This is a genomic window from Pseudomonas sp. AK106 (assembly GCF_053903055.1).
This window is the reverse complement of sequence record NZ_CP096426.1, coordinates 3,565,459-3,587,063: the sequence shown is the minus strand read 5'-3', so window position 1 is coordinate 3,587,063 and position 21,605 is coordinate 3,565,459. Positions and strand designations below refer to the sequence as shown.

At 62.1% G+C, this 21,605-nt stretch carries 12 protein-coding genes; 6 read left to right on the top strand and 6 right to left on the bottom strand.

All coding sequences use genetic code 11. The features are described from left to right. Positions 1-303: 303 nt before the first annotated feature. Genes M1E04_RS15750 through mfd form a run of 3 tightly spaced genes read right to left on the bottom strand, consistent with a single transcriptional unit; the run spans position 304 to position 7,036 of the window. On the bottom strand, positions 304-3,012 hold the full coding sequence (locus tag M1E04_RS15750; RefSeq protein WP_369319371.1) for a DEAD/DEAH box helicase: 2,709 nt from the start codon (positions 3,010-3,012) through the stop codon (positions 304-306). Between the two features lie 13 nt (positions 3,013-3,025). Next, positions 3,026-3,562: a CsiV family protein gene (locus tag M1E04_RS15745; protein WP_456291667.1), complete on the bottom strand. Its 537-nt coding sequence runs from the start codon at positions 3,560-3,562 to the stop codon at positions 3,026-3,028. Between the two features lie 9 nt (positions 3,563-3,571). After that, positions 3,572-7,036, bottom strand: a complete 3,465-nt coding sequence (mfd, locus tag M1E04_RS15740) for a transcription-repair coupling factor (protein ID WP_456291666.1) — start codon at positions 7,034-7,036, stop codon at positions 3,572-3,574. 169 nt (positions 7,037-7,205) lie between these two features. Between mfd and M1E04_RS15735 the strand changes: the two genes are divergently transcribed. Beyond that, entirely contained in the window at positions 7,206-8,669 is a 1,464-nt protein-coding gene (locus M1E04_RS15735) for a glyceraldehyde-3-phosphate dehydrogenase (protein WP_065989594.1), read from the top strand. 131 nt (positions 8,670-8,800) lie between these two features. Here the strand turns inward: M1E04_RS15735 and tcuC are convergent, their stop codons facing one another. Beyond that, a complete protein-coding gene (gene tcuC, locus M1E04_RS15730) occupies positions 8,801-10,093 on the bottom strand; it encodes an MFS transporter (protein WP_065989595.1) in 1,293 nt (430 codons plus the stop codon). Between the two features lie 297 nt (positions 10,094-10,390). On the opposite strand from tcuC, the gene M1E04_RS15725 reads away from it, so the two are divergent. Next, complete coding sequence (locus M1E04_RS15725; RefSeq protein ID WP_456291665.1) at positions 10,391-14,977, top strand: dermonecrotic toxin domain-containing protein; 4,587 nt, start codon at positions 10,391-10,393, stop codon at positions 14,975-14,977. Between the two features lie 286 nt (positions 14,978-15,263). Beyond that, the gene (gene sthA / locus M1E04_RS15720) at positions 15,264-16,658 is read left to right on the top strand and encodes a Si-specific NAD(P)(+) transhydrogenase (RefSeq protein WP_065989599.1); all 1,395 of its coding nucleotides are present in this window, start codon (positions 15,264-15,266) and stop codon (positions 16,656-16,658) included. Between the two features lie 42 nt (positions 16,659-16,700). Here the strand turns inward: sthA and M1E04_RS15715 are convergent, their stop codons facing one another. Both M1E04_RS15715 and M1E04_RS15710 read right to left on the bottom strand, forming a co-directional pair. Next, positions 16,701-17,423, bottom strand: coding sequence for a glycerophosphodiester phosphodiesterase (locus tag M1E04_RS15715; protein WP_296306031.1), 723 nt, complete (start codon positions 17,421-17,423; stop codon positions 16,701-16,703). 45 nt (positions 17,424-17,468) lie between these two features. After that, positions 17,469-18,062, bottom strand: a complete 594-nt coding sequence (locus tag M1E04_RS15710) for a PilZ domain-containing protein (RefSeq protein ID WP_456291664.1) — start codon at positions 18,060-18,062, stop codon at positions 17,469-17,471. 148 nt (positions 18,063-18,210) lie between these two features. Between M1E04_RS15710 and M1E04_RS15705 the strand changes: the two genes are divergently transcribed. From M1E04_RS15705 to M1E04_RS15695, 3 genes are all read left to right on the top strand, one after another. After that, positions 18,211-19,461 carry a lipoprotein-releasing ABC transporter permease subunit gene (locus M1E04_RS15705; protein WP_065989603.1) on the top strand — a complete coding sequence of 417 codons (1,251 nt, stop codon included), beginning with the start codon at positions 18,211-18,213 and terminating at the stop codon, positions 19,459-19,461. 7 nt (positions 19,462-19,468) lie between these two features. Then, positions 19,469-20,152: a lipoprotein-releasing ABC transporter ATP-binding protein LolD gene (gene lolD / locus M1E04_RS15700; RefSeq protein ID WP_166650625.1), complete on the top strand. Its 684-nt coding sequence runs from the start codon at positions 19,469-19,471 to the stop codon at positions 20,150-20,152. A gap of 68 nt (positions 20,153-20,220) precedes the next feature. Then, positions 20,221-21,465 (top strand): lipoprotein-releasing ABC transporter permease subunit, encoded by a 1,245-nt coding sequence (locus M1E04_RS15695; RefSeq protein WP_065989608.1) that lies wholly within the window; start codon positions 20,221-20,223, stop codon positions 21,463-21,465. The last annotated feature ends 140 nt before the right edge of the window (positions 21,466-21,605 follow it).

Below are 21,605 nucleotides of genomic sequence, written 5' to 3'. Positions count from 1 at the left end.
AACCGCTTTTGATCTTCATACGCAAAAAGTTCAGACACCGCCAATCGCGACTTGGGTGCAGGCCGAACGCAGACGACGCGGAGTGGGTCGAGCCGCATGGATGCGGCGAGAGCGCCGTCAGGACATGGATGTCCGTTCGGCGCGGGCCCACGGAGCGTCGTCGGAGTGAGGGTACCCTGACGAAGGAAGGGCCCAACCAGGAGCAAGCACCCTTGGTTACTTGGGGTGCTTTTCCAAGTAACTCGCCGAAGGCGAAACAGTCTGCCCCCAGGCAGACGCTCTTGATCCAAAAAATAAGCTGCCTTAGCGCTTCACCTTTTTGGCCACCACCGGCAACGGCGCAAACAACGCCGCAATATCCTCATCCTGCAACTTCCAGTCCCCAGCCTTGCGCCCATCCAGCACACCCGCCGCCAGCGCCGCCTTCTCCTGCTGCAAATGCTGAATCTTCTCCTCCACCGTCCCCCGCGCAATCATCTTGTACACGAACACCGGCTTATCCTGACCAATCCGATACGCCCGATCCGTCGCCTGATTCTCCGCCGCAGGGTTCCACCACGGATCATAGTGAATCACCGTATCGGCCGCCGTCAGATTCAGCCCCGTGCCCCCCGCCTTCAGACTGATCAGAAAAATCGAATGCTTGCCGCTCTGGAAATCCTGCACCGGCACCCGCCGGTCCTTGGTCTTCCCGGTCAGCAGCGAATACGCGATCCCGCGCTGCTTCAACTCCGCCTCAATCAACTCCAGCATCGACGTAAATTGCGAGAACAATAGAATCTTGCGGTTTTCCGCAAACAACTCCTCCAGCATCTCCATCAGGCTGTCCAGCTTGCCCGAACTCGACTGCCGCGGATTGACCGGCGCACTGTTGACCAGCCGCAGGTCACAGCAGACCTGACGCAGCTTGAGCAACGCTTCAAGGATAATGATCTGGCTGCGCCCCACGCCTTTCCGGGTGATCTCGTCGCGGACCTTCTTGTCCATCGCCAGACGCATGGTTTCGTACACATCGCGCTGGGTGTCATTGAGCTCGACCCAATGCACGATCTCGGTCTTCGGCGGCAGCTCGGTCGCCACCTGCTCCTTGGTCCGGCGCAGCAGGAATGGCTTGATCCGCGCATTGAGGTGCTCCAGGCGCTCCTCGTTGCCGAGCTTTTCGATCGGCGTGCGGTAATTGCTGTTGAACTGCTTGGCATCCCCCAGCCAGCCGGGCATCAGGAAATGGAAAAGCGACCACAACTCGCCCAAGTGGTTTTCCAGCGGCGTACCGCTCAGGCACAGACGCTGCCGCGCATTCAACTCACGCGCCGCCTGCGCCGCTTTGCTATTGGGATTCTTGATGTACTGCGCTTCATCAAGCACCAACACATGAAACAGTTGCTGGCTGAGCACTTCAACGTCGCGCGGAAGCAGGGCATAGGTGGTCAGGATCAGGTCGACATCCTGCAGGCGCTTGAAATCCTGATGGCGCTGGGTGCCGAACAGCGCCAGCACGTTGAGTTGCGGCGTGAAGTGCTTCGCCTCGTCCATCCAGTTGGGGATCAGGCTGGTGGGCATCACCACCAGCGCCGGCCGATCGAGACGCCCGGCCTGTTTCTCCAGCAGCAGGTGCGCCAGGGTTTGCAGGGTCTTGCCCAGGCCCATGTCATCAGCGAGCACGCCACCGACTTCCAGCTCGCGCAACGCCTGCATCCAGCTCAGGCCCTCCAGCTGATAAGGCCGCAACGTCGCATTCAGGCCTTCCGGCACCTCGCCGCGCACATCCTTGATGTTCACCAGTCGTTCGGAGAACTGCCGCAGCCGGTCGCCGCCCTGCCACACCAGCGGCAAGTCATCGAGCTGCCGGAGCCGCGCGGCGTCCGCAGTATTCAGGCGAATGGCGTTGTTGCCATCCTCGCGCCAGTAGAAATCGCCGAGGGTCGCCAGCACCGGTTTCAATCGGCCATAAGGCAGCGCCACCTGAATCGGCACGCCCCCACGCTGAGTGAAATGGTTGAGCTGAACCAGCAACTGCTCGTCGTCCCGACGCTTGGCGATACCGCTGGCGGTCATCAATTCCGGGTGGGTGCGCAGCAGGTTGATCAGGATCGGCAGCAGGCTCAGCCGCTCGCCGTTGACGATGATCCCCAGCTCCAGATCGAACCAGTCGCGCTCCGGCTCGTCATCGACCACGGCATACCAGTCGTCCACCGGGGTCACGTCGAAGCCGAAGTCTTCGCTCATCTCGACCTGCCAGCCTTCGGCGCGCAACCGGGGCAACTCGTCGAGAATGAAGCTCAGCCAGGCTTTGTCGTTCGGCAGCTCGAACATTTCGCCAGCACTGTCCGGTAGCGCCTTGCTCTGGCGGGTGGCGATGCGGAAGCCCAGCTCCTGGAGCTGTTTGCGGTACACGCCTTCACGCTCCGGATGCCGGCGCATGCGCAGCGTCTCGTCCGGCAAATGCCAGAGGATGTCGCCGCCACGGCCCGGGGCAGGCACGCCGGACACATAGGATTCGCGATAGCGAAACGCCAGGGCGGCGCGGTGCTGGATGTGCCGCTGCATCTTGCCGTTGCGCGGCTCGTAGGCGCTGTACTCGAAGCTGGCGAGAATCAACCGCGGCTCGGGCTTGATGTTCTTTTCCAGGCGCTCGGGCAACTTGGGTTTTTGCTCGACGACGTTCGGCCTGCGCGCAACCGCTTCGCCATCGACCGCTGCCAGAATCCCGGGGCTGTTTTCCGGGGCCTGCAAAAAGAACAGCGCCGCCGCACAGTGCTTGCAGTTGTTTCTGACCGGGCAGGTGCATTTGCCGACGATGAAATTGCGCGTGCGCTCCGGGTCCTTGAACAACAGCGTCTGGGTGTAGTTCTCCAGGCTTGAACCCCGGCACACTGTGCGCACGACATCGCCGCTCAGGTGGTCGAGCATGACGCGCTTCTGCCGCGCGTACTCCAGACCCCGCTCGACTGACTGGGTTTTGAACAGGGGTTCCCACGGCAGGGCGAGGGCTTTTTCCAGGTTGGACGCCACGTCTAGGCCTGCGTCAGCGGGGTGGCTGGACAGGAGAAACCTTGATCAGCATGGCGAGGCTTCCGTTGTCCATGTAAGTAAGTTCTCCGTTTCTGACCCGGGTGGCCTGACGCATGCGTTCGCTGGTCACCAACACGCCATGACTGTCCACCTGGTTGACCCAGAAATTCGCGTCGATGTCAGTGAAGCGCGCCAGACCCAGGCTCACCGTCCCCTCGATGGGGAAGTGCCCGAACTGCTCCTGACCGTCACTGATCGCCACCTTGCTCGGCGTGGCGCTGAGGTCCTGTTGCCAGGCGGTGTGCAGCAGCACTTTATAGCCGTCGCTTGATTCCAGCTTGTTCACCAGGGTGTCCAGCGCTGTCGGCGTCTGGCTGTCCGTGCCCAGCCGCTGTGCCCCTTCGGCCCAGGTTTCCGGCGCGGGTTGATTGGTCGCCGCCGGCTCGCCGTTCTGGCGGAACAGGATCAGTTCCACCTGATAGGCGCCATCGGCGAAGGCCGCCGGGGCAAACAGCACCAGCAGCAGGGTGAAGGAGCGGATCAAACCCATGGTGAATCCTTAAGCCGATTTTTTGGAAGGCGGTGGGGTCAGGCGTTCGAACAGCGCCTCCAGCGTGGCAAAGCGTTCTTCGGGGCGCTCCATCGGTACCATGAATTTGAACAGCGTGGCGCCTTCGAACTTGTAGCGTTTGGGCTGGCTCTGGATCAGCTTGATCAGCGTCAGCGGGTCGACCGGGGTCTCGGCCGCGAACTCGATGCGTCCACCCTGGGGCCCGGCGTCGACCTTCTTGATGCCCAGTTGCTCTGCCTTCAGCTTGAGGGACGTCAGCCGCACCAGGTTTTTGGTGGGTTCCGGCAACAGACCGAAGCGGTCGATCATCTCGACCTGCAGGTCCTTGAGGCCCTCTTCATCGGCGGCGTTGGCGATGCGCTTGTACAGAATCAGGCGCGTATGGACGTCCGGCAAATAGGCTTCCGGAATCAGCCCCGGCACCCGCAGATTGACCTCGGGACCGCCACCCAGCGGCTGGTCGAGGTTCGGCTGCTCGCCCTTGCGGATCGACTTCACCGCGCGTTCGAGCATTTCCATGTACAGGGTGAAACCCACCGCTTGAATCTGCCCGCTCTGGCCGTCGCCGAGCAGTTCGCCGGCGCCACGGATTTCCAGGTCGTTGGTGGCGAGCACGAAGCCTGCGCCGAGGTCTTGGGTGTTGGCGATCGCCTCCAGACGCTTCTCGGCATCCGGGGTGATCTGCTTGCGCGGCGGCGTCAGCAGGTAGGCGTAGGCCTGGTGGTGACTGCGCCCGACCCGGCCGCGCAACTGATGCAGCTGGGCCAGACCGAATTTGTCGGCACGTTCGATGATGATGGTGTTGGCGCTCGGCACGTCGATGCCGGTCTCGATGATGGTCGAGGCGATCAGCACGTTGAAGCGCTTGTGGTAGAAGTCGCTCATCACCTGTTCGAGATCACGTTCGTGCATCTGGCCGTGGCCGATGCCGATGCGCGCTTCCGGCACCAGTTCGGCCAGGTCTGCGGCGCATTTCTCGATGGTCTTCACATCGTTGTGCAGGTAGTACACCTGACCGCCGCGCAGCAACTCACGCAGCAACGCCTCTTTCACGGTCGGCTTGTTCTGCTCCATCACGAAGGTGCGCACCGACAGACGACGGGCCGGCGGCGTGGCGATGATCGACAGGTCACGCATGCCGGCCACGGCCATGTTCAGGGTCCGCGGGATCGGCGTGGCGGTGAGGGTCAGAATGTCGACCTCACTGCGCAGGGCCTTGAGCTGTTCCTTCTGACGCACACCGAAGCGGTGCTCTTCGTCGATGATCACCAGCCCGAGGTTTTTGATCTTGACGTCGTCCTGGAGCAACTTGTGGGTGCCGATGACGATGTCGATCTTGCCCTCGGCCAGATCGGCCACGGCGGCGTTAATCTCTTTCGCCGACTTGAAGCGGCTCATCACTTCAACCGTCACCGGCCAGTCAGCGAAACGGTCGCGGAAACTGTTGTAGTGCTGCTGGGCGAGGAGGGTGGTGGGCACCAGAATCGCCACCTGGCGGCCGCCGTGCACGGCAATGAACGCCGCGCGCATGGCCACTTCGGTCTTGCCGAAGCCGACGTCACCGCAGACCAGACGGTCCATGGGCTTGGGCGCGAGCATGTCGGCGCGCACGGCCTCGATGGTGGTCTGCTGATCCGGGGTTTCTTCGAACGGGAAGCCGGCGCTGAAGGTGTCGTAGTCCAGCTTCGGATCGGCGAAGGCATACCCCTCGCGAGCCGCGCGGCGGGCATAGATGTCGAGCAGCTCGGCGGCCACGTCGCGGACCTGTTCGGCGGCCTTGCGCTTGGCTTTCTGCCAGGCTTCCGAACCCAGACGGTGCAAAGGCGCGAGCTCGTCATCGCTGCCGGTGTAGCGGGCGATCAGGTGCAGGTTGGCCACCGGCACGTACAGCTTGGCCTCTTCGGCGTAGGCCAGCATGAGGAACTCGGCGACCTGATTTTCGACTTCCAGCGTTGCCAGCCCGAGATAACGGCCGACACCGTGATCGATGTGCACCACCGGCGCGCCTTCACGCAGCTCGGCGAGGTTTTTGATCACCGCGTCGCTGGCGTGGCTGTCGGCGCGCTTGTCGCGCCGACGACGCTGCATGACCCGCTGACCGAACAACGGGCTTTCTGCCACCAGCGCCAGCGCCGGCTCCTCCAGCACCAGGCCTTCGTCCAGCGGCCCGATGGTGATCGCCAGACGCTCCTTGCTGTCGACGAACTCCTGCCAGCTGTCCAGGGTTTTCGGGCGCAGCTTCAGGCGTTCGAGCAGCTCCAGCAACACTTCACGGCGACCGGCGGATTCAGCGGTAAACAGCACGCGTCCCGGGAACTCGCCGAGGAACTTCGACAGCGCCGCCAGCGGTTGACTTGCCTTGGCTTCGATCGCCAGATCAGGCAGCACCTGCGCCGGAAAACGCTCGCGGCCAACGCCGCTTTCGACGTCGTCCTGGCTCGCGACCACGCGGGGCCAGTTTTTCAGGCGGGCGAAACAGTCGTCCACCGGCAGGAACAGCTCGGCCGGTGGCAGCAACGGGCGCTCCGGGTCGACACGGCGTTCTTCGTAACGGTTGCGCACGTCCTTCCAGAACGTCTCGGCCGCCGCTTCGATCCCCGGCATCGAGAACACCTGGGTGTCCTGGGGCAGGTAGTCGAACAGCGTGGAGGTTTCTTCGAAGAACAGCGGGATGTAGTACTCGATACCGGCGGGGGTGATGCCGCTGTTCAAGTCCTGGAAGATCGGGCTGCGGCGGAAGTCGACGTCGAAGCGTTCGCGGAAGCGCGCCTTGAAGCGCGTCACCGCTTCCTTCTGCAGCGGGAATTCCTTCGCCGGCAACAGACGCACCGAATCGACCTTGTCGATGGAGCGCTGGGTTTCCGGCTCGAAGGTGCGCAGTGTTTCGATTTCGTCATCGAACAGGTCGATGCGGTAAGGCAGTTTGCTGCCCATCGGGAACAGGTCGATCAGCGCGCCACGGACGGTGAACTCGCCGTGCTCATACACCGTGTCGACGTAGCGATAGCCGCTGGCTTCAAGGCGGGTGCGCATGGCGTCGACGTCGAGCTTCTGGCCGACGTCGAGCACCAGGCTGCTGCCGAGCAGGAAACTGGTCGGCGCCAGACGGTGCAGGGCGGTGGTGATCGGCACCACCAGCACGCCGTGCACCAGCTCCGGCAGCCGGTACAGGCTGGCGATGCGCTGGGAGATGATGTCCTGATGGGGCGAGAACAGGTCGTAGGGCAGGGTTTCCCAATCGGGGAAATGCAAGACCGGGAGATCAGGGGCAAAAAACTTCAGTTCCTGTTCCAGTCGCTCGGCGCTCTGGCTGTCTGCGGTAAGCAGCAGGGTGAAGCGTTTCGCGGCGCTGGCAGCCTCGGCGATGGCGAGACTCAGGGCGGCACCGGGGAGGTTACCCCAATGTTGTTTGCCTGCTGCAGCAGGCAGAATCGGAAGGCGCAGAACGGGCACGGAAGTTAAAGCTCCAGGCGTTTCGGCAAAGCCGGGGAGTGTAACTAATCCGCAGAGACGCTGTCAGTTTTGTGCGCCGGGAATTATGTAGTGCTCCAGGTCGTGAAAAGTCTGGATTGCTCATAAACAAAGGCCTGTGCATAATGTAGTCCCTTTTTTCAGCCCCTACATGTGGAAGGTTCCCGTGACTCAGAAGCCCGACCAGTGTCTTGGTGAATGGATCGATCGTGAAGCCCTCGCCGAGGCGATGATCCCGCTTATCGGTCAGCTCTACCGCAATAATAATGTGGTGAGTTCGATCTATGGCCGCAGCCTGATCAACCGTTCAGTCATCGCGATTCTCAAAGCACACCGCTTTGCGCGTCACCGCCAGGCCGACGCCAGCGAGTTGTCCGTACACGAGACGTTCCCCCTCGTCAAAGCCATGAGCGAGCTCAAGCTGGGCGCCGCTTCGGTGGACCTGGGCAAGCTGGCGGTGAAGTACAAGGCCGAGGCCAATGGCCGCACCCCTGAAGAGTTCATCCGCGAAGAAATGGCCGAGGTCATCGGTCAGCAGAATTCCGGTGAGCGCAAGGGCACTGACGTCGTACTGTACGGCTTCGGTCGCATCGGTCGTCTGCTGGCACGCATCCTGATCGAAAAAACCGGTGGCGGCGACGGCCTGCGTCTGCGCGCCATCGTGGTCCGCAAGGGCGCTGAAAACGATCTGGTCAAGCGCGCGAGCCTGCTGCGCCGCGACTCGGTCCACGGTCCTTTCGACGGCACCATCACCATTGATGAAGCCAACAACACCATTTGCGCCAACGGCAACCTGATTCAGGTGATCTACGCCAAGAACCCGGCCGAGGTGGATTACACCCAGTACGGTATCAAGGACGCGCTGCTGGTCGACAACACCGGTGTGTGGCGCGATGCCGAGGGCCTGGGCCAGCACCTGCAATGCCCGGGCATCGACCGCGTGGTTCTGACCGCGCCGGGCAAGGGCAAACTGAAGAACATCGTGCACGGCATCAACCATCAGCAGATCACCGCTGATGACAAGATTATCTCGGCGGCGTCCTGCACCACCAACGCCATCGTGCCGGTGCTCAAGGCGGTCAACGACAAGTTCGGCATCGTCAACGGTCACGTCGAAACGGTTCACTCGTACACCAACGACCAGAACCTGATCGACAACTTCCACAAGGGCGATCGCCGTGGCCGCAGCGCTGCGCTGAACATGGTCATCACCGAAACCGGTGCGGCCACCGCTGCAGCCAAGGCCCTGCCCGAGCTGGCTGGCAAGCTGACCGGTAACGCGATCCGCGTTCCAACGCCAAACGTGTCCATGGCCATCCTCAACCTGAACCTGGGGACGGCGACCACCCGCGAAGAGATGAACGAGTACCTGCGCCACACTGCGCTGTATTCGGATCTGCACAAACAGATCGACTTCGTGAACTCCCTGGAAGTCGTCTCCACCGACTTCGTCGGCTCGCGTTACGCCGGTGTGGTGGATGCCGAAGCGACCATCGCCATGGATAACCGCGTTGTGCTGTACGTCTGGTACGACAACGAATTCGGCTACAGCTGCCAGGTGGTCCGCGTGATGGAAGAAATGACCGGGGTCAACCCGCCAGCCTTCCCGAAGTAGGTTGAAGGCAGCGGCAAGCGCTAAGCCGCAAGCTGCAAGCTGAACTGCGAAGTAAAAAAACGCCCCGACTGGTTCGGGGCGTTTTTGTTTTTACTTGCTGCTTGAAGCTTGCCGCTTATAGCTCTCGGCGATCAGCCGACCGCTGTCACGCCCTGAATCCGCGTCTGACCCTTGCGGAACAGCACCAGCGTGGCGATCAGGCCCAGCACCGCCGCGCCGCTCAGCCAGATGCCCGGTGCGGCTTTATTGTCCAGCACGTGAATCAGGTAAGTACAGGCCGCCGGCGTGAAGCCGCCGAACGTCGCAGTCGCCAGGCTGTAGGCCAGGGAGAAGCCGGTGGTGCGTACTTCGACCGGCATGATTTCGGTCAGGGAAACCACCATCGCGCCGTTGTACGAGCCGTACAGGAAGGACAGCCACAGCTCGACCATCAGCAGGTTGCCGAAGCTCGGGTTGGCGGTCAGCCAGGACAGGGCAGGGTACGCCGTGATGATCGCCAGAATGGTCGCCGCCAGCAGCAGGGGCTTGCGGCCGATCCGGTCTGACAGCGCACCCATCACCGGCAGCCAGATGAAGTTCGAGATACCGACGCAGACGGTCACCAGCAAGCTGTCCAGATCAGACAGGTGCAGCTCGTTTTTGCCGAACGTCGGGGTATAGGCGGTGATCAGGTAAAACGACACGGTGGTCATGACCACCAGCGCCATGCCGGCGATGACCAGACCGAAGTTCTGACCGATCGACTTGACCACTTCGCCCAGGCTTGGGCGGTGGTGTTGCGCGCGGGCTTCGAACTCAGGGGTTTCTTCGAGGGAACGGCGGATCACGAAGATCGCCGGAACGATCAGGCAGCCAATCAGGAACGGCACGCGCCAGCCCCATTGGCCCATGTCTTCCGGGCTCAGCCAGTGGTTCAGGCCGACGCCCAGCAGACCAGCGAAAACCACTGCGGCCTGTTGGCTAGCCGACTGCCAGCTGACGAAAAAGCCCTTGCGGCCCGGCGTGGAAATCTCCGCCAGATAAACCGAGACGCCGCCCAGTTCAACCCCGGCCGAGAAGCCTTGCAGCAGGCGGCCAATCAACACCAGGATCGGTGCGGCGACGCCCAGGGTCGCGTAACCCGGCACGCAGGCAATCAGCACCGTACCCATGGCCATCATCGCCAGCGTAATCACCAGGCCTTTTTTCCGGCCGTGATGGTCGATGTAGGCCCCGAGGAAAATGGCACCCAGCGGGCGCATGAGAAAGCCGGCGCCAAAGGTCGCCAGCGACAGCATCAACGATGCGAATTCACTGTCGGCGGGGAAGAAGGTTTTGGCGATGGCCGTGGCGTAAAAGCCATAGACCATGAAGTCAAACATTTCAAGGAAGTTGCCGCTCACAACGCGAAATATCGCCTTGCCTTTGCCCGTGTTCGAGGCCATCTGGAATTACTCACTTAAGCTGTCTAGCTGGGGGGATCCGTTGTATTTATGCGTCCTCTGCTGCGGCGCCCGCGCTTGGCCTCGGGCGCCCCAGATTTGTAACGATATGTGTAAAGCTGGCGGTTGGCAATCAGAACGCCCCGCCCATCGACCACGGACCTCCCGCTGCGCCCACGCGAAAACAATATTTATGTATCCCATCGATGGGCTCATTCCCGGTTTAACTCCCCGCAAATTCTCTCAGTGCCTGACAGGCCCCTGAGAGATCCTCAATCCCTTGCACGAGTTAACCGGCAAATGAGCCCGAAATTTGACCTGATTGCTGCGGCTTCCCGGCGACCGACCCTGAATGACGTCGCGATCAAGCAGCTGCATTGCGCAGTGCAACAACAATTCCCGAACCTTGAAATCGATCCCGAGATTTCCGTCATCACCCGTACGGGACCCGACGGCATTCAGCGCGCGGAAACCCTGCTCAAAAATCTGCAGCAGGCATTTCTGACAGGGAAAACCCCACGCTGGCGCGCCGGCGCCAACACCTTTGTCATTGATCCCGCCGTCCGGGACGCGACTGCGACGCCAATCGATTTTGACCAACTGAATATCCTGGTCGATACAGTTGCTCTGGACCTGAACGACCAGTTTCAGCGAGCGACGGTGGAATTCTGGGGCGCGTCGGCGGCAGACGGGCAAACCCTCTGGTCACGCCTCGCCGATGCGTTGAAGAAGGGTTATCTGAAGGCGCTGGACGACACCCCGGGGTTGCCCGAAAACGAGGGGGATTTCCTGCGTCCCCTCGCTTCTTTTTCCGATCAGACCCAGCGCAATTTCATGGTGAGTCTGGACCAGGCCCATCCGGACGATGTCATTCGCGCCTGCATCCCCCAGGCAGTGGACGCCTCGTCACCGGCGTCAGTGCTGCCCGTGCTGGCGGCGACCGGTGTCTGGGGCGGCACGGAGATGTTCTTCACCTGGCAGTCGCCGGGCCTCCTGGTCAGGCATGGCTCGCTGACCGAGCTGTTAGCCAGCATCGATATTCCTCAGTCCGTCGACCATCCCCAGACCTGGGCGCTGCGCGAGGTTGAGGGTGATCTGTTCTGCGCGCTGGCTCAGTCGATACTGGCCCAACAACTGCAGCAGATCGCCCGGCTGGACGCCGCCGACGCGGAGGATTTTGCTGATCTCGATCGCCGTATGGCCGCTGCCACCGACATCACGCCTTTTTTGCTCCCGGCCGTCCCCGGGATGCAAAGCCCCGAGACGCTTCCGGACTGGTTGCGCAACGCCAATGTTGCCGACCGAATGGATTTCAGCCGTCGAATGATTGCCGTGGCGAGCGCTCCGTCGGGGGCACCCGGCACGTTTAACCAAGACCTTCCGCCGTTGCTGGATTACGCCAGCCAGCAACTGCAGCGTGAAATGCTCGCCGATCACCCGGAGGCCGCGGATCTGCTGATCGCCGATCTGGACGTGGTTATCCGCAAAGTGATCGCCGCTGCCATTCCCAGCGGTGGTCAAGTGGTCGCCTCAGGCCTGGTCGAGCCCGTACGCATGAGCCTTGCCGAGTTTGCGCTGGAAAACCTTTCCGGCGAGCCGGCCGGTGCGCTGCACGTCGTGCACAGGGACGGCACGCCGGCGCCGGACTGGTTCAGTGGCGATTATCTGCGGTTGCTGGTGTGTCAGGTGGACATCGGGCGCCACTATCCGGCGCTGCTGAAACGGGTGTTGGTGACTGACCCCGTTGAGTCCGCCAAGCGACAGGGGGCTTATATTGCCCAGCTTCGCGCTCGACTGCCTCTGCAGGCGCTGGAGCTGAAAATGCGTGGAGAAGGGCATTTCTGCGACAGCGCCTATCAGCACGTTATCGCCCTCGTGCAGCCGCCGCAGCAGCGCCCTCCAGCGCTGCGCAACACGACCCTGCGTCCGCTGGCCTTTCACGCAACGGCGGGGTCCCAGGCGGATGAGGTCGCCAACATGTTCGTGATCGGTGATCGCGATACGACCCGAGGACCGGTGTTGCTGTACCGGCCGTTTTCCCGCCAGTCGCTGACTGAGTTCACGTCCTGGGCTGCGCTGCGTACCGCGATTCTCGAGCCGGGCGAACTTCAGGACGACGTACTGACGTGGATGGACGATCACGCACGGCAGATCTACGCCAATGGCGGCTTTGATCAGCCCCATGTCGTGCGCTTCGGCCAGGGGTCGGAGTTCGCGCCCCTGGAGACGCCGGCGCCTGCACAGCTGGCGGTCGACGAAGTCGTCGGTGATCCGCTGGTTGCGCTGTTTAAGGCCAACGCGTCCGCACTGATCCAGCTGGCGGACAGGCAGTCCACCTCCAACGCCGAAAGCCGCTGGGCGCTGCTCAAACGGGGCGGCTGGCTGGCGCTGGAATCGCTCATGCCTTTCATGTCGGGGCCGGTCGGCCACGCGCTGTGGCTGGTTCAACTGATGAGCGAAACCCAGGGAGCCCTGGCTGAAGACTGCAATGCCACTGCCAGCGAACGCAGGGAATCCATGGGCAACGTGCTGCTGACGGTGGCGATGCTGCTGTTGCACAGCTCGCTGGGCGAGGCCGCCGTCCCCGCTCGCCAGCGCGCTGCCCGGGTTGTGCGACCGATGCTGGCGGATCTGCTCACAGCGGCGTCGACGCCTTCAAGGGCTTCAAGCCCGTCGACCCCGATCATTCCGGCCCCCGCGCCTGATTCAGTTGCCATGCCGGCCAACCTTGAAAACCGGCTCGACTTCACCTGGTCTCGACCCGATCAGAGCCTGACTACGGTGCAGAAGCTGGCGCTGCGGTCGTTCGAAATTCTGCCGACGCCCGAGCTGCCGCAGCCGTCGGACGCTCCTGGCACCCACGGTCTGTATGAGCAGGACGGCGCCTGGTATGCCCACGTCGACAACGCCGTCTTCAGGGTTCAGATCGATGATGGTGACGTGCAGATTGTTCATCCCCACAACCCTGAACGCTCCGGGCCATGGCTGATGCGCGAGGGTGATGTGTGGCGTCTGGACCTCGGGCTGCGACTGCGTGGCGGAGGGCCCAAGCGCAGCGCCCGGCAGTTGGCCCTGGAAAATGCCGCCCGGCTCAAGCGCGTCAACGCCGAGAAGTCCGAGCTGCTGAAGCGTCAGAACGATCTGTACATTCGCATTGTGGCGAACGACAACCGCATTGATGCCACGCCCCTCGAACAGCACCACGAGGTCATTGCGCTGATCGAGACAGACGTCCGTGCCGTGATGGAGATCATTGATCGCAAAAACGAGCTCGATCAGTCGCTGCGTCCTGCCGACCGCACCCCGGACAAAACCTATGCCACGGACCTGCAAGGCATCGCCCGGCGGATCTGTTTGCTGGAGGGCGTGCTGCTCAGCGACATGCTCGTCGTGGCCCAAGAAGACCTGGCCCGGATGCGCGCGGTGTCCAGAACCGTTTCGCCGGAGAATGTGGGGCTTTATCTGGGGTTGTTCGAAAAGTCCCTGGTGCTGCAAGAGAGCGGCGTGCACTGGGCGATGGTCAGAGAGGGACTGTGGCAAAGGCTGCGCGAGGTGCCAAAGGTGGGCGAGGCCTACTGGCGCACGGAGGCGCTGGAGTTCTACAACAACCGCATGTTCTCCCTGATTGATTGGCGCGCCAGTCGCATGTGGTCGTCCCTGGAGCTGTGTTTCAGTGCCGAGAGCGTCCTCGATACCCAAAGAGCTGTCAGGTTCAAGCGTCTGCTCGACGACGACTCGCTGCACGCCGCACTCACCTCCCAGGCGGAGCTGGAAAGGCCTCACGATTACACGATCGCTGAACAGATCAGCGTGCTGGAGAGCTCGCTCAGGGAATATGACCGGGCCTCGATCGTCGCCCTGGCCACCTTTGAGAGTGAGCCCGAGGTGGTCAATCCCACGCACTTTCACCGGTTTTTCGAAGACCTGTCGGCGATTTCCGATCGGGCCGAGCACCGGCTGTCGGCCCTGATACGCGAGAGCGAGGAACCCGCCGATACGCCTGCTGAATATGTCCCGAGGGTCAGGCAGACTCGCAAGCGAGTCATCAAGACCCGAGGGCAGCGCACATTGATCGGCCGACTGCGTGAAGGCGAAGAGCCCTCACTGGGTGAAGTCGTTGAGGTCAAGGCGGCCACCGGCGATCGCGTGGTCGGCGCGTACCACCAGCACGCGGAGGGGGAATGGGTCGAGATTGAGGAGCAGCCACGCAAGCCGGTCAATCGCGACAGCATCGTTCCACTGGCAGAGCTCATGCGTCGAAGCCGCGCCCTGCTGGAACGGGTGGAGCCCGAGATTGCCAGCGCAGTGCGTCAGTCACGCCGTGCCAACGAGCCCGAGGACATGGAAGACATCCTGGTGCAGAAGGCCGACAAGCTTGGCGAGCTGGTGGAAAAACTGCAGATCCATCTGGACGACCCCGATGCGGGAGAGGACGGCGCTCGTTCGCTGCAGGCGGTGCTCGACGATTTGCAGGCGGGCCAGTCGCGGTTTCGCGAGCAGGGGCGCCAGCTGCGTATCGAGATGATCAAGCGCCAGCCGCCGACGGCCAGTCGCATCAGTTATCTGGATCGCCAGCACGAGGTGCACATCGCCCGGGTGGAGGGGAGGAAAAACATGTCGGGGGCCCGTCGCAACGATTTTGTGCAGGAGTATGCGATCCGCGGCAAGGACGACCACCTCCTGTGGTGGGCGCATTTTCACTACGCCACTGAGCACGCGGCGGCGGATGCCTTCACTGCCGCGCACCTTAAACTCCCGGAACAGCGGCTTATGGGTTACAGCGCGATGCTCAAGGCCGCCAAGGACAACAAGGAAGTGGTGAGCATTTATCGCAGCGCCATCGGCAAGGAACTGGCGCAGCGGTTGTTTCTGCATCTGGCCGAGTAATTCCTCAGGCCAGGGCAGAGGCAGATGCCTGGGTGTGCGATTTTTTTAGGATTCGTCACGCAAGGGATTTATCATCCGCAGCAATTCGGCGGTCGAGTGAGGTTTCCAGCACTCGACCCGCGACTGCGCAGAGAAGTCTGCCGGGGGACGCGACCAAGGGTTAATGGTCGTTTGTCCTCGTTGAGACTAGACTGCGCCGCGAGTTTCGATCCTTCATGCCGCCCGCGGCGGCATGATTCAGCCAGAGGCACCAGAGTGGTGTCTCGGCCAGTTCTGAGGAGTACGCATGGCTGTCTACAACTACGACGTGGTAGTGCTGGGTTCGGGCCCGGCGGGTGAAGGCGCGGCGATGAACGCTGCCAAGGCCGGGCGCAAGGTGGCAATGGTCGACAGCCGCCGGCAGGTCGGCGGCAACTGCACCCACCTGGGCACGATCCCGTCGAAGGCCCTGCGTCACTCGGTCAAACAGATCATCCAGTTCAACACCAACCCGATGTTCCGCGCCATCGGTGAGCCACGCTGGTTTTCCTTCCCGGACGTTCTGAAGAACGCCGAGAGGGTCATCAGCAAGCAAGTGGCGTCGCGCACCGGTTACTACGCCCGCAACCGTGTCGACGTGTTCTTCGGCACCGGCAGCTTTGCCGACGAGCGCAGCATCGACGTGGTCTGCAACACCGGAATCGTGGAAAAACTGGTCGCCAATCAGATCATCATCGCCACCGGCTCGCGGCCTTATCGCCCGGCCGATATCGATTTTTCCCACAAGCGCATCTACGACAGCGACACCATCCTCAGCCTCGGTCACACACCACGCAAACTGATCATCTACGGCGCAGGGGTCATCGGCTGCGAATACGCGTCGATTTTCAGCGGTCTCGGCGTCGAGATCGAACTGATCGACAACCGTGACCAGTTGCTGAGCTTCCTCGACTCGGAAATCTCGCGGGGCCTGAGCTATCACTTCAGCAACAACAACGTGATGGTTCGCCACAACGAAGAATACGAGCGCGTAGAAGGGCTGGACAACGGCGTGATTCTGCACCTCAAGTCCGGCAAGAAGGTCAAGGCCGACGCTTTGCTGTGGTGTAACGGCCGTACCGGCAACACCGACAAGCTGGGTCTGGAGAACGTCGGCATCAAGGCCAACGGTCGTGGACAGATCGATGTCGACGAAGCCTACCGCACCAGCCAGCCGAACATTTATGGCGCCGGCGATGTGATTGGCTGGCCGAGTCTGGCCAGCGCAGCTTATGACCAGGGTCGTTCGGCGTCGGGCAGCGCGGTCGACAACGGCGCGTGGCGCTTCGTCAACGATGTGCCGACCGGGATCTACACCATTCCCGAGATCAGCTCCATCGGTCAGAACGAACACGACCTCACCATCGCAAAAGTGCCGTACGAAGTGGGCAAGGCGTTTTTCAAGAGCATGGCCCGCGCGCAGATTTCCCACGAGCCGGTCGGCATGTTGAAAATCCTGTTCCACCGGGAAACCCTTCAGATCCTGGGCGTGCACTGCTTTGGCGACCAGGCATCGGAGATTGTGCACATCGGTCAGGCGATCATGAATCAGCCGGGCGAGGCGAACACCCTCAAGTACTTCGTCAACACCACGTTCAACTACCCGACCATGGCCGAGGCTTATCGGGTAGCGGCGTACGACGGCCTTAACCGGCTTTTTTGAGCGGCTCCGGCCGGTGGCCTGAGCCGGCCGGGGAGACCGATTTCAGTACTTCCCAAGGGTGGCGCTGGCCAAACCGGGAAAGTCTGTAATCAGGCTGTCAACGCCGAAGTCAGCGAGCCTGCGCATGAGCGCGGGCTCATTGACTGTCCAGACAGACACGTGCAGGCCCTGATTCTGTGCTTTCTTCAGGCGCTCCGGCGTGCACAGCGTCCAGTTCAGCGCCAGTATTTCGCAGCCATAGCCCTGAGCCACTTTGAGTGGATCAAGCCAGGCGTATTCCGCCACCAGCCCGCGTGAGATGTCCGGCGTCAGCTCCAAAGCTGCGCGCAGCACTTCCCGGGAACTCGATGTGATCGTCACTTTATCCAGCAGTCCGTGGCGCTGAGCCAGTTCACGAATGGCCAGCACGGTGGTTGCCGCACGGGTGCGCGACGCGCTTTTGACTTCCAGCTGCCAGTGGTCGAAGGGGCACTGTTCGAACAGTTCTTCCAGACGAGGAATGGGGCAGGGCTGCACCCAGCCCGGTCCGCCCTTGCGCGCGTCGTAGGTGACCAGATCGGCGGCATCGTGTTCGACGACCTTGCCGCGCCGGTCGGTGGTGCGCTTGAGCGTCGGGTCGTGGATCACCATCAGCTCGCCGTCGCGGGACAGATGCAGGTCCAGTTCGCAGCGTTTGACGCCGTGTTTGAGGCATTCCTGAAAGCTGGTGAGGGTGTTTTCCGGTGCTTCGCCCTTGGCGCCGCGGTGGCCGTAAATAATGGTCACAATCACTCCTTGGTACGCATAGCGCTGGAATAAGTCGAGCTGGAATCAGTTGGGCTTGACGTCTGGGTCACTTTGCTCACGGGCCAGGCGTCGCTGCGCGGCTTGTCGTTGCAGGATGTGTCGGGCAAGCAATTGGCGCTGGGCATCGGTGAGGTCGATCCACTCGCTGCCGACATCAAAATCGCCGATGGCCAACGCATCGCAATGTGTCACCCGGGCGCGCAGCATCATCCCCGAAGCCTGGGGCATCAGCACCATTTTCACCGACAGCAAGGTGCCGGGCGGGAAGGGTTGAGGGGTCACGAATTGCAGACCGCCCTCGGACATGATCACGCGCTGGGGGGCGCCCAGCTTGCCCAATGCGGTGTGCGCAACCACTTGACCGAGCAGGTCGATGCGTTTGCTCATGGCCCGAAGGAAGCTGTTGGTGGTGCGGTCGCGATCATCCAGCTGACGCAGCAGGTGCTGGGATTCGAACTCGGCGACGTGCAATTCGCTCAGCAGATCGAACAGCGTGGAAGTGTCGTGATGGCCAGGTTCATCTCCCGTCTGTGGGCCGGCGATGCGGTTAATTTCCAGTGCGACGCTGTCCTCGATACGGTAGTATTCGCGGCGTTCTTCTTCATCTAGTGTCGGCATGGCGAACCCATGGTAGCGGCGATTGTCAGAGTGATTGCTCAAAATCATGGCTCGGCTTTTCGAGCATGATTCGGCGGTGATTCGAGTGTAAAGCCGCTGGCCCAAGCCCGCCACAAGGACGTTCCCATTCCTTCGAACAAGCCCCTAAATGTTCAGACCTCTTTTTGTATTTATCGGTACGCGCTACACCCGTGCCAAACGTCGTAATCATTTTGTCTCTTTCATTTCCCTGACGTCGATGATCGGCCTCGCCCTGGGCGTGGTGGTGATGATCGTCGTGCTCTCGGTCATGAACGGCTTCGACCACGAGATGCGCACCCGCGTGCTGGGCATGGTGCCCCACGCGACCATCGAGTCCGGCGAGCCCATCAATGACTGGCAGGCCCTGGCCGCCCGCGTCAAACAGAATAAACAGGTCGAAGCCGTTGCGCCGTTTACCCAGATGCAAGGCCTGCTGACCAACAACGGCAACGTGCAGAAGATCCTGCTCAACGCCATCGACCCGGCGCAGGAGCGCAAGGTGTCGATCATCGACGGCTTCATGAAGCAGGGCAGCCTCGACGATCTGGTCGCGGGCGGCTTCGGCGTGGTGATCGGCGACAAGGCCGCGACCAAGCTCGGTGTCGGCATGGGCGACAAAGTCACCTTCGTGTCACCCGAAGTCACCGTGACCCCGGCGGGCATGTTCCCGCGCATGAAGCGCTTCACCGTGGTCGGCATCTTTCATGTCGGCGCCGGCGAGCTGGACGGCTACCTGGGCGTTACCAACCTGCAGGATCTGGCGCGGCTGCACCGCTGGAAGCCGGATCAGGTGCAGGGCTTGCGCCTGAAGTTCACCGACCTGTTCAAGGCGCCGCGCACGGCGTACGACATCGCCCAGAATCTCGGCGAGCATCAGTATTACTCCCGTGACTGGACCCGCACCCACGGCAACCTGTATCAGGCGATCGGCATGGAGAAATCCATTATCGGCCTGCTGCTGTTGCTGATCGTGGCGGTGGCGGCGTTCAACATCATTTCCACGCTGGTCATGGTGGTGAACGACAAGCGCGGCGACATCGCCATTTTGCGCACCCTGGGTGCCACCCCGGGCCAGATCATGGCGATCTTCATGGTCCAGGGCACGGTTATCGGCGTGGTCGGAACATTGATTGGCGCCGGTGTCGGCATTCTTGCGGCGCTCAACGTCAGTTCGGCGATCTCGGCGCTGGAAGGCCTGATCGGTCACAAGTTTCTCAATGCGGATGTCTACTTCATCGACTATCTGCCTTCGCAATTGATGGCCCAGGACGTGCTGCTGGTATGCGGCGCGGCGCTGGTCCTGAGTTTCCTCGCCACCCTGTATCCGGCTTGGCGTGCTGCGCGCACCCAGCCGGCGGAGGCGCTACGTTATGAGTGAGTCGGGCATGAGTGATAAAGCTGTACTGAGCTGCCGCAACCTGGGCAAGTCCTACGAGGAAGGTCCGGAATCCGTGGTCGTCCTGTCGGGACTGCAACTGGAGTTGCACCCGGGCGAACGCGTGGCGATCGTCGGCAGTTCGGGGTCGGGCAAAAGTACCTTGCTCAACTTGCTCGGCGGCCTCGACACGCCGACCGAAGGCAGTGTCTGGCTGGCGGGCGAAGAGCTCTCGGCGCTGAACGAGAAAGCCCGAGGCCTGCTGCGCAATCGCGCCCTTGGCTTCGTCTATCAGTTCCACCACTTGCTGGCCGAGTTCACTGCACTGGAAAACGTCTGCATGCCGCTGCTGATCGGCAAGACGCCGATTCCGGAAGCGCGTCAGCGCGCAACCGCCCTGCTGGAGCGGGTAGGGCTCAAACATCGACTGGCGCACAAGCCATCGGAGTTGTCGGGTGGCGAACGCCAACGGGTGGCGATTGCCCGCGCGCTGGTCAACCAGCCGGGTCTGGTCATGCTCGACGAGCCCACCGGCAACCTCGATTCGCATACCGCCCAAGGGATTCAGGACCTGATGCTGGAACTCAGCACGTCGTCGCGCACCGCGTTTCTGGTGGTGACCCACGACATGGCGCTGGCCCGGCAGATGGACCGCGTGTGGCGTCTTGAAGAAGGCCGTCTGGTCGAAGCCTGACCCGCACAACCGGTGCCTTTCGGGCATCGGCTTTTTACTTTCAGCTGCTTAGTTACGGTGCTCCACGAATGTTCAGACCGTTATCCATCTTTATCGGTACGCGCTACACGCGGGCCAAGCGTCGCAACCACTTCATCTCGTTCATTTCCATGACCTCGATGATCGGGCTGGCGCTGGGCGTGCTGGCGATGATCGTGGTGCTGTCCGTGATGAACGGTTTCCAGCAGGAAATGAGCTCGCGGATCCTCGGCATGGTTCCCCACGCGGTGATCTCCGGGGTGAAGCCGCTGGACGATTGGCAGCCGGCTGCCAAGGCATCGCTCAAGGATCCGCAAGTCACCGCCGCCGTGCCGTTCACTGAAATGGACGGCATGCTGTCGTACAAGGGGTCGATGCAGCCGATTCAAATCAACGGCGTCGATCCGGCGCTGGAATCCAAGGTCTCCATCGTGACCCAGCACATCGTGCAGGGCCGGTTGCAGGACTTGAAGGCGGGCGAGTTTGGTGTGGTGATCGGCGAAATCACCGCCCGGCGCTTTCGCCTGAACGTCGGCGACAAACTGACGCTGATCGTTCCGGAAATCAGCAGCGCCCCAGGTGGCATCACCCCGCGTTTGCAGCGTTTGACGGTGGTGGGCGTGTTCAAGGTCGGCGCTGAACTGGACGGTTCCATGGCGCTGGTGAACGTCGCGGATGCTGCGGTGATCCAGCGCTGGCAGCCCAATCAGGTGCAGGGCGTGCGCCTGGCGCTGACGGATCTTTACGCCGCGCCCCAGGTGTCCACGGCCATTGCCGCCGGACTCGGAGCGGACTACAAAGCGGATGACTGGACCCACAGTCAGGGCAGCCTGTTCAGCGCCATGAAGATGGAAAAGACCATGATCGGCCTGTTGCTGCTGATGATCGTTGCCGTGGCGGCCTTCAACATCATCGCCACGCTGATCATGGTCGTGAACGACAAGGGCGCCGACATCGCGATTCTGCGCACCATTGGCGCCACCCCCGGGCAGATCATGGCCATCTTCATGGTGCAGGGCACCGTCATCGGCATCGTCGGCACCGTCATCGGCGGTGTGCTGGGCGTGATCGCGGCGATCAACGTCAGTCAGATCGTCGGCTGGGTCGAGCGGGTGACAGGCCAGCACATCTTCACCTCGGACGTGTACTTCATCAGCAACCTTCCGTCGAAGCTCGAAGGCAGCGATGTGGCGCTGATCTGCAGTGCCGGCTTCATCCTCAGCTTTCTGGCGACGATCTACCCGGCCTATCGCGCCGCGCAGATTCAGCCGGCCCACGCCCTGCGCTACGAGTAGGAGAGGGATCAGGGGCTGACCCGCGGCGGGGAGCAATGACGCCACGGGTCTGGCGTCCGCGTGCAATATCCCCGGGCATGGCCAGGGGGCACGGTCGGTAAGTTGGCGATCAGTCAGTAAACGCTGAAAACCCGGGCCGA

Coding starts and splice junctions, on each gene's coding strand:
- M1E04_RS15710 (WP_456291664.1), bottom strand. CDS start 18,062: ATGCCGACACTAGATGAAGAAGAACGCCGCGAATACTACCGTATCGAG.
- lolD (WP_166650625.1), top strand. CDS start 19,469: ATGAGTGATAAAGCTGTACTGAGCTGCCGCAACCTGGGCAAGTCCTAC.
- sthA (WP_065989599.1), top strand. CDS start 15,264: ATGGCTGTCTACAACTACGACGTGGTAGTGCTGGGTTCGGGCCCGGCG.
- M1E04_RS15705 (WP_065989603.1), top strand. CDS start 18,211: ATGTTCAGACCTCTTTTTGTATTTATCGGTACGCGCTACACCCGTGCC.
- M1E04_RS15735 (WP_065989594.1), top strand. CDS start 7,206: ATGTGGAAGGTTCCCGTGACTCAGAAGCCCGACCAGTGTCTTGGTGAA.
- tcuC (WP_065989595.1), bottom strand. CDS start 10,093: ATGGCCTCGAACACGGGCAAAGGCAAGGCGATATTTCGCGTTGTGAGC.
- M1E04_RS15725 (WP_456291665.1), top strand. CDS start 10,391: ATGAGCCCGAAATTTGACCTGATTGCTGCGGCTTCCCGGCGACCGACC.
- M1E04_RS15745 (WP_456291667.1), bottom strand. CDS start 3,562: ATGGGTTTGATCCGCTCCTTCACCCTGCTGCTGGTGCTGTTTGCCCCG.
- M1E04_RS15695 (WP_065989608.1), top strand. CDS start 20,221: ATGTTCAGACCGTTATCCATCTTTATCGGTACGCGCTACACGCGGGCC.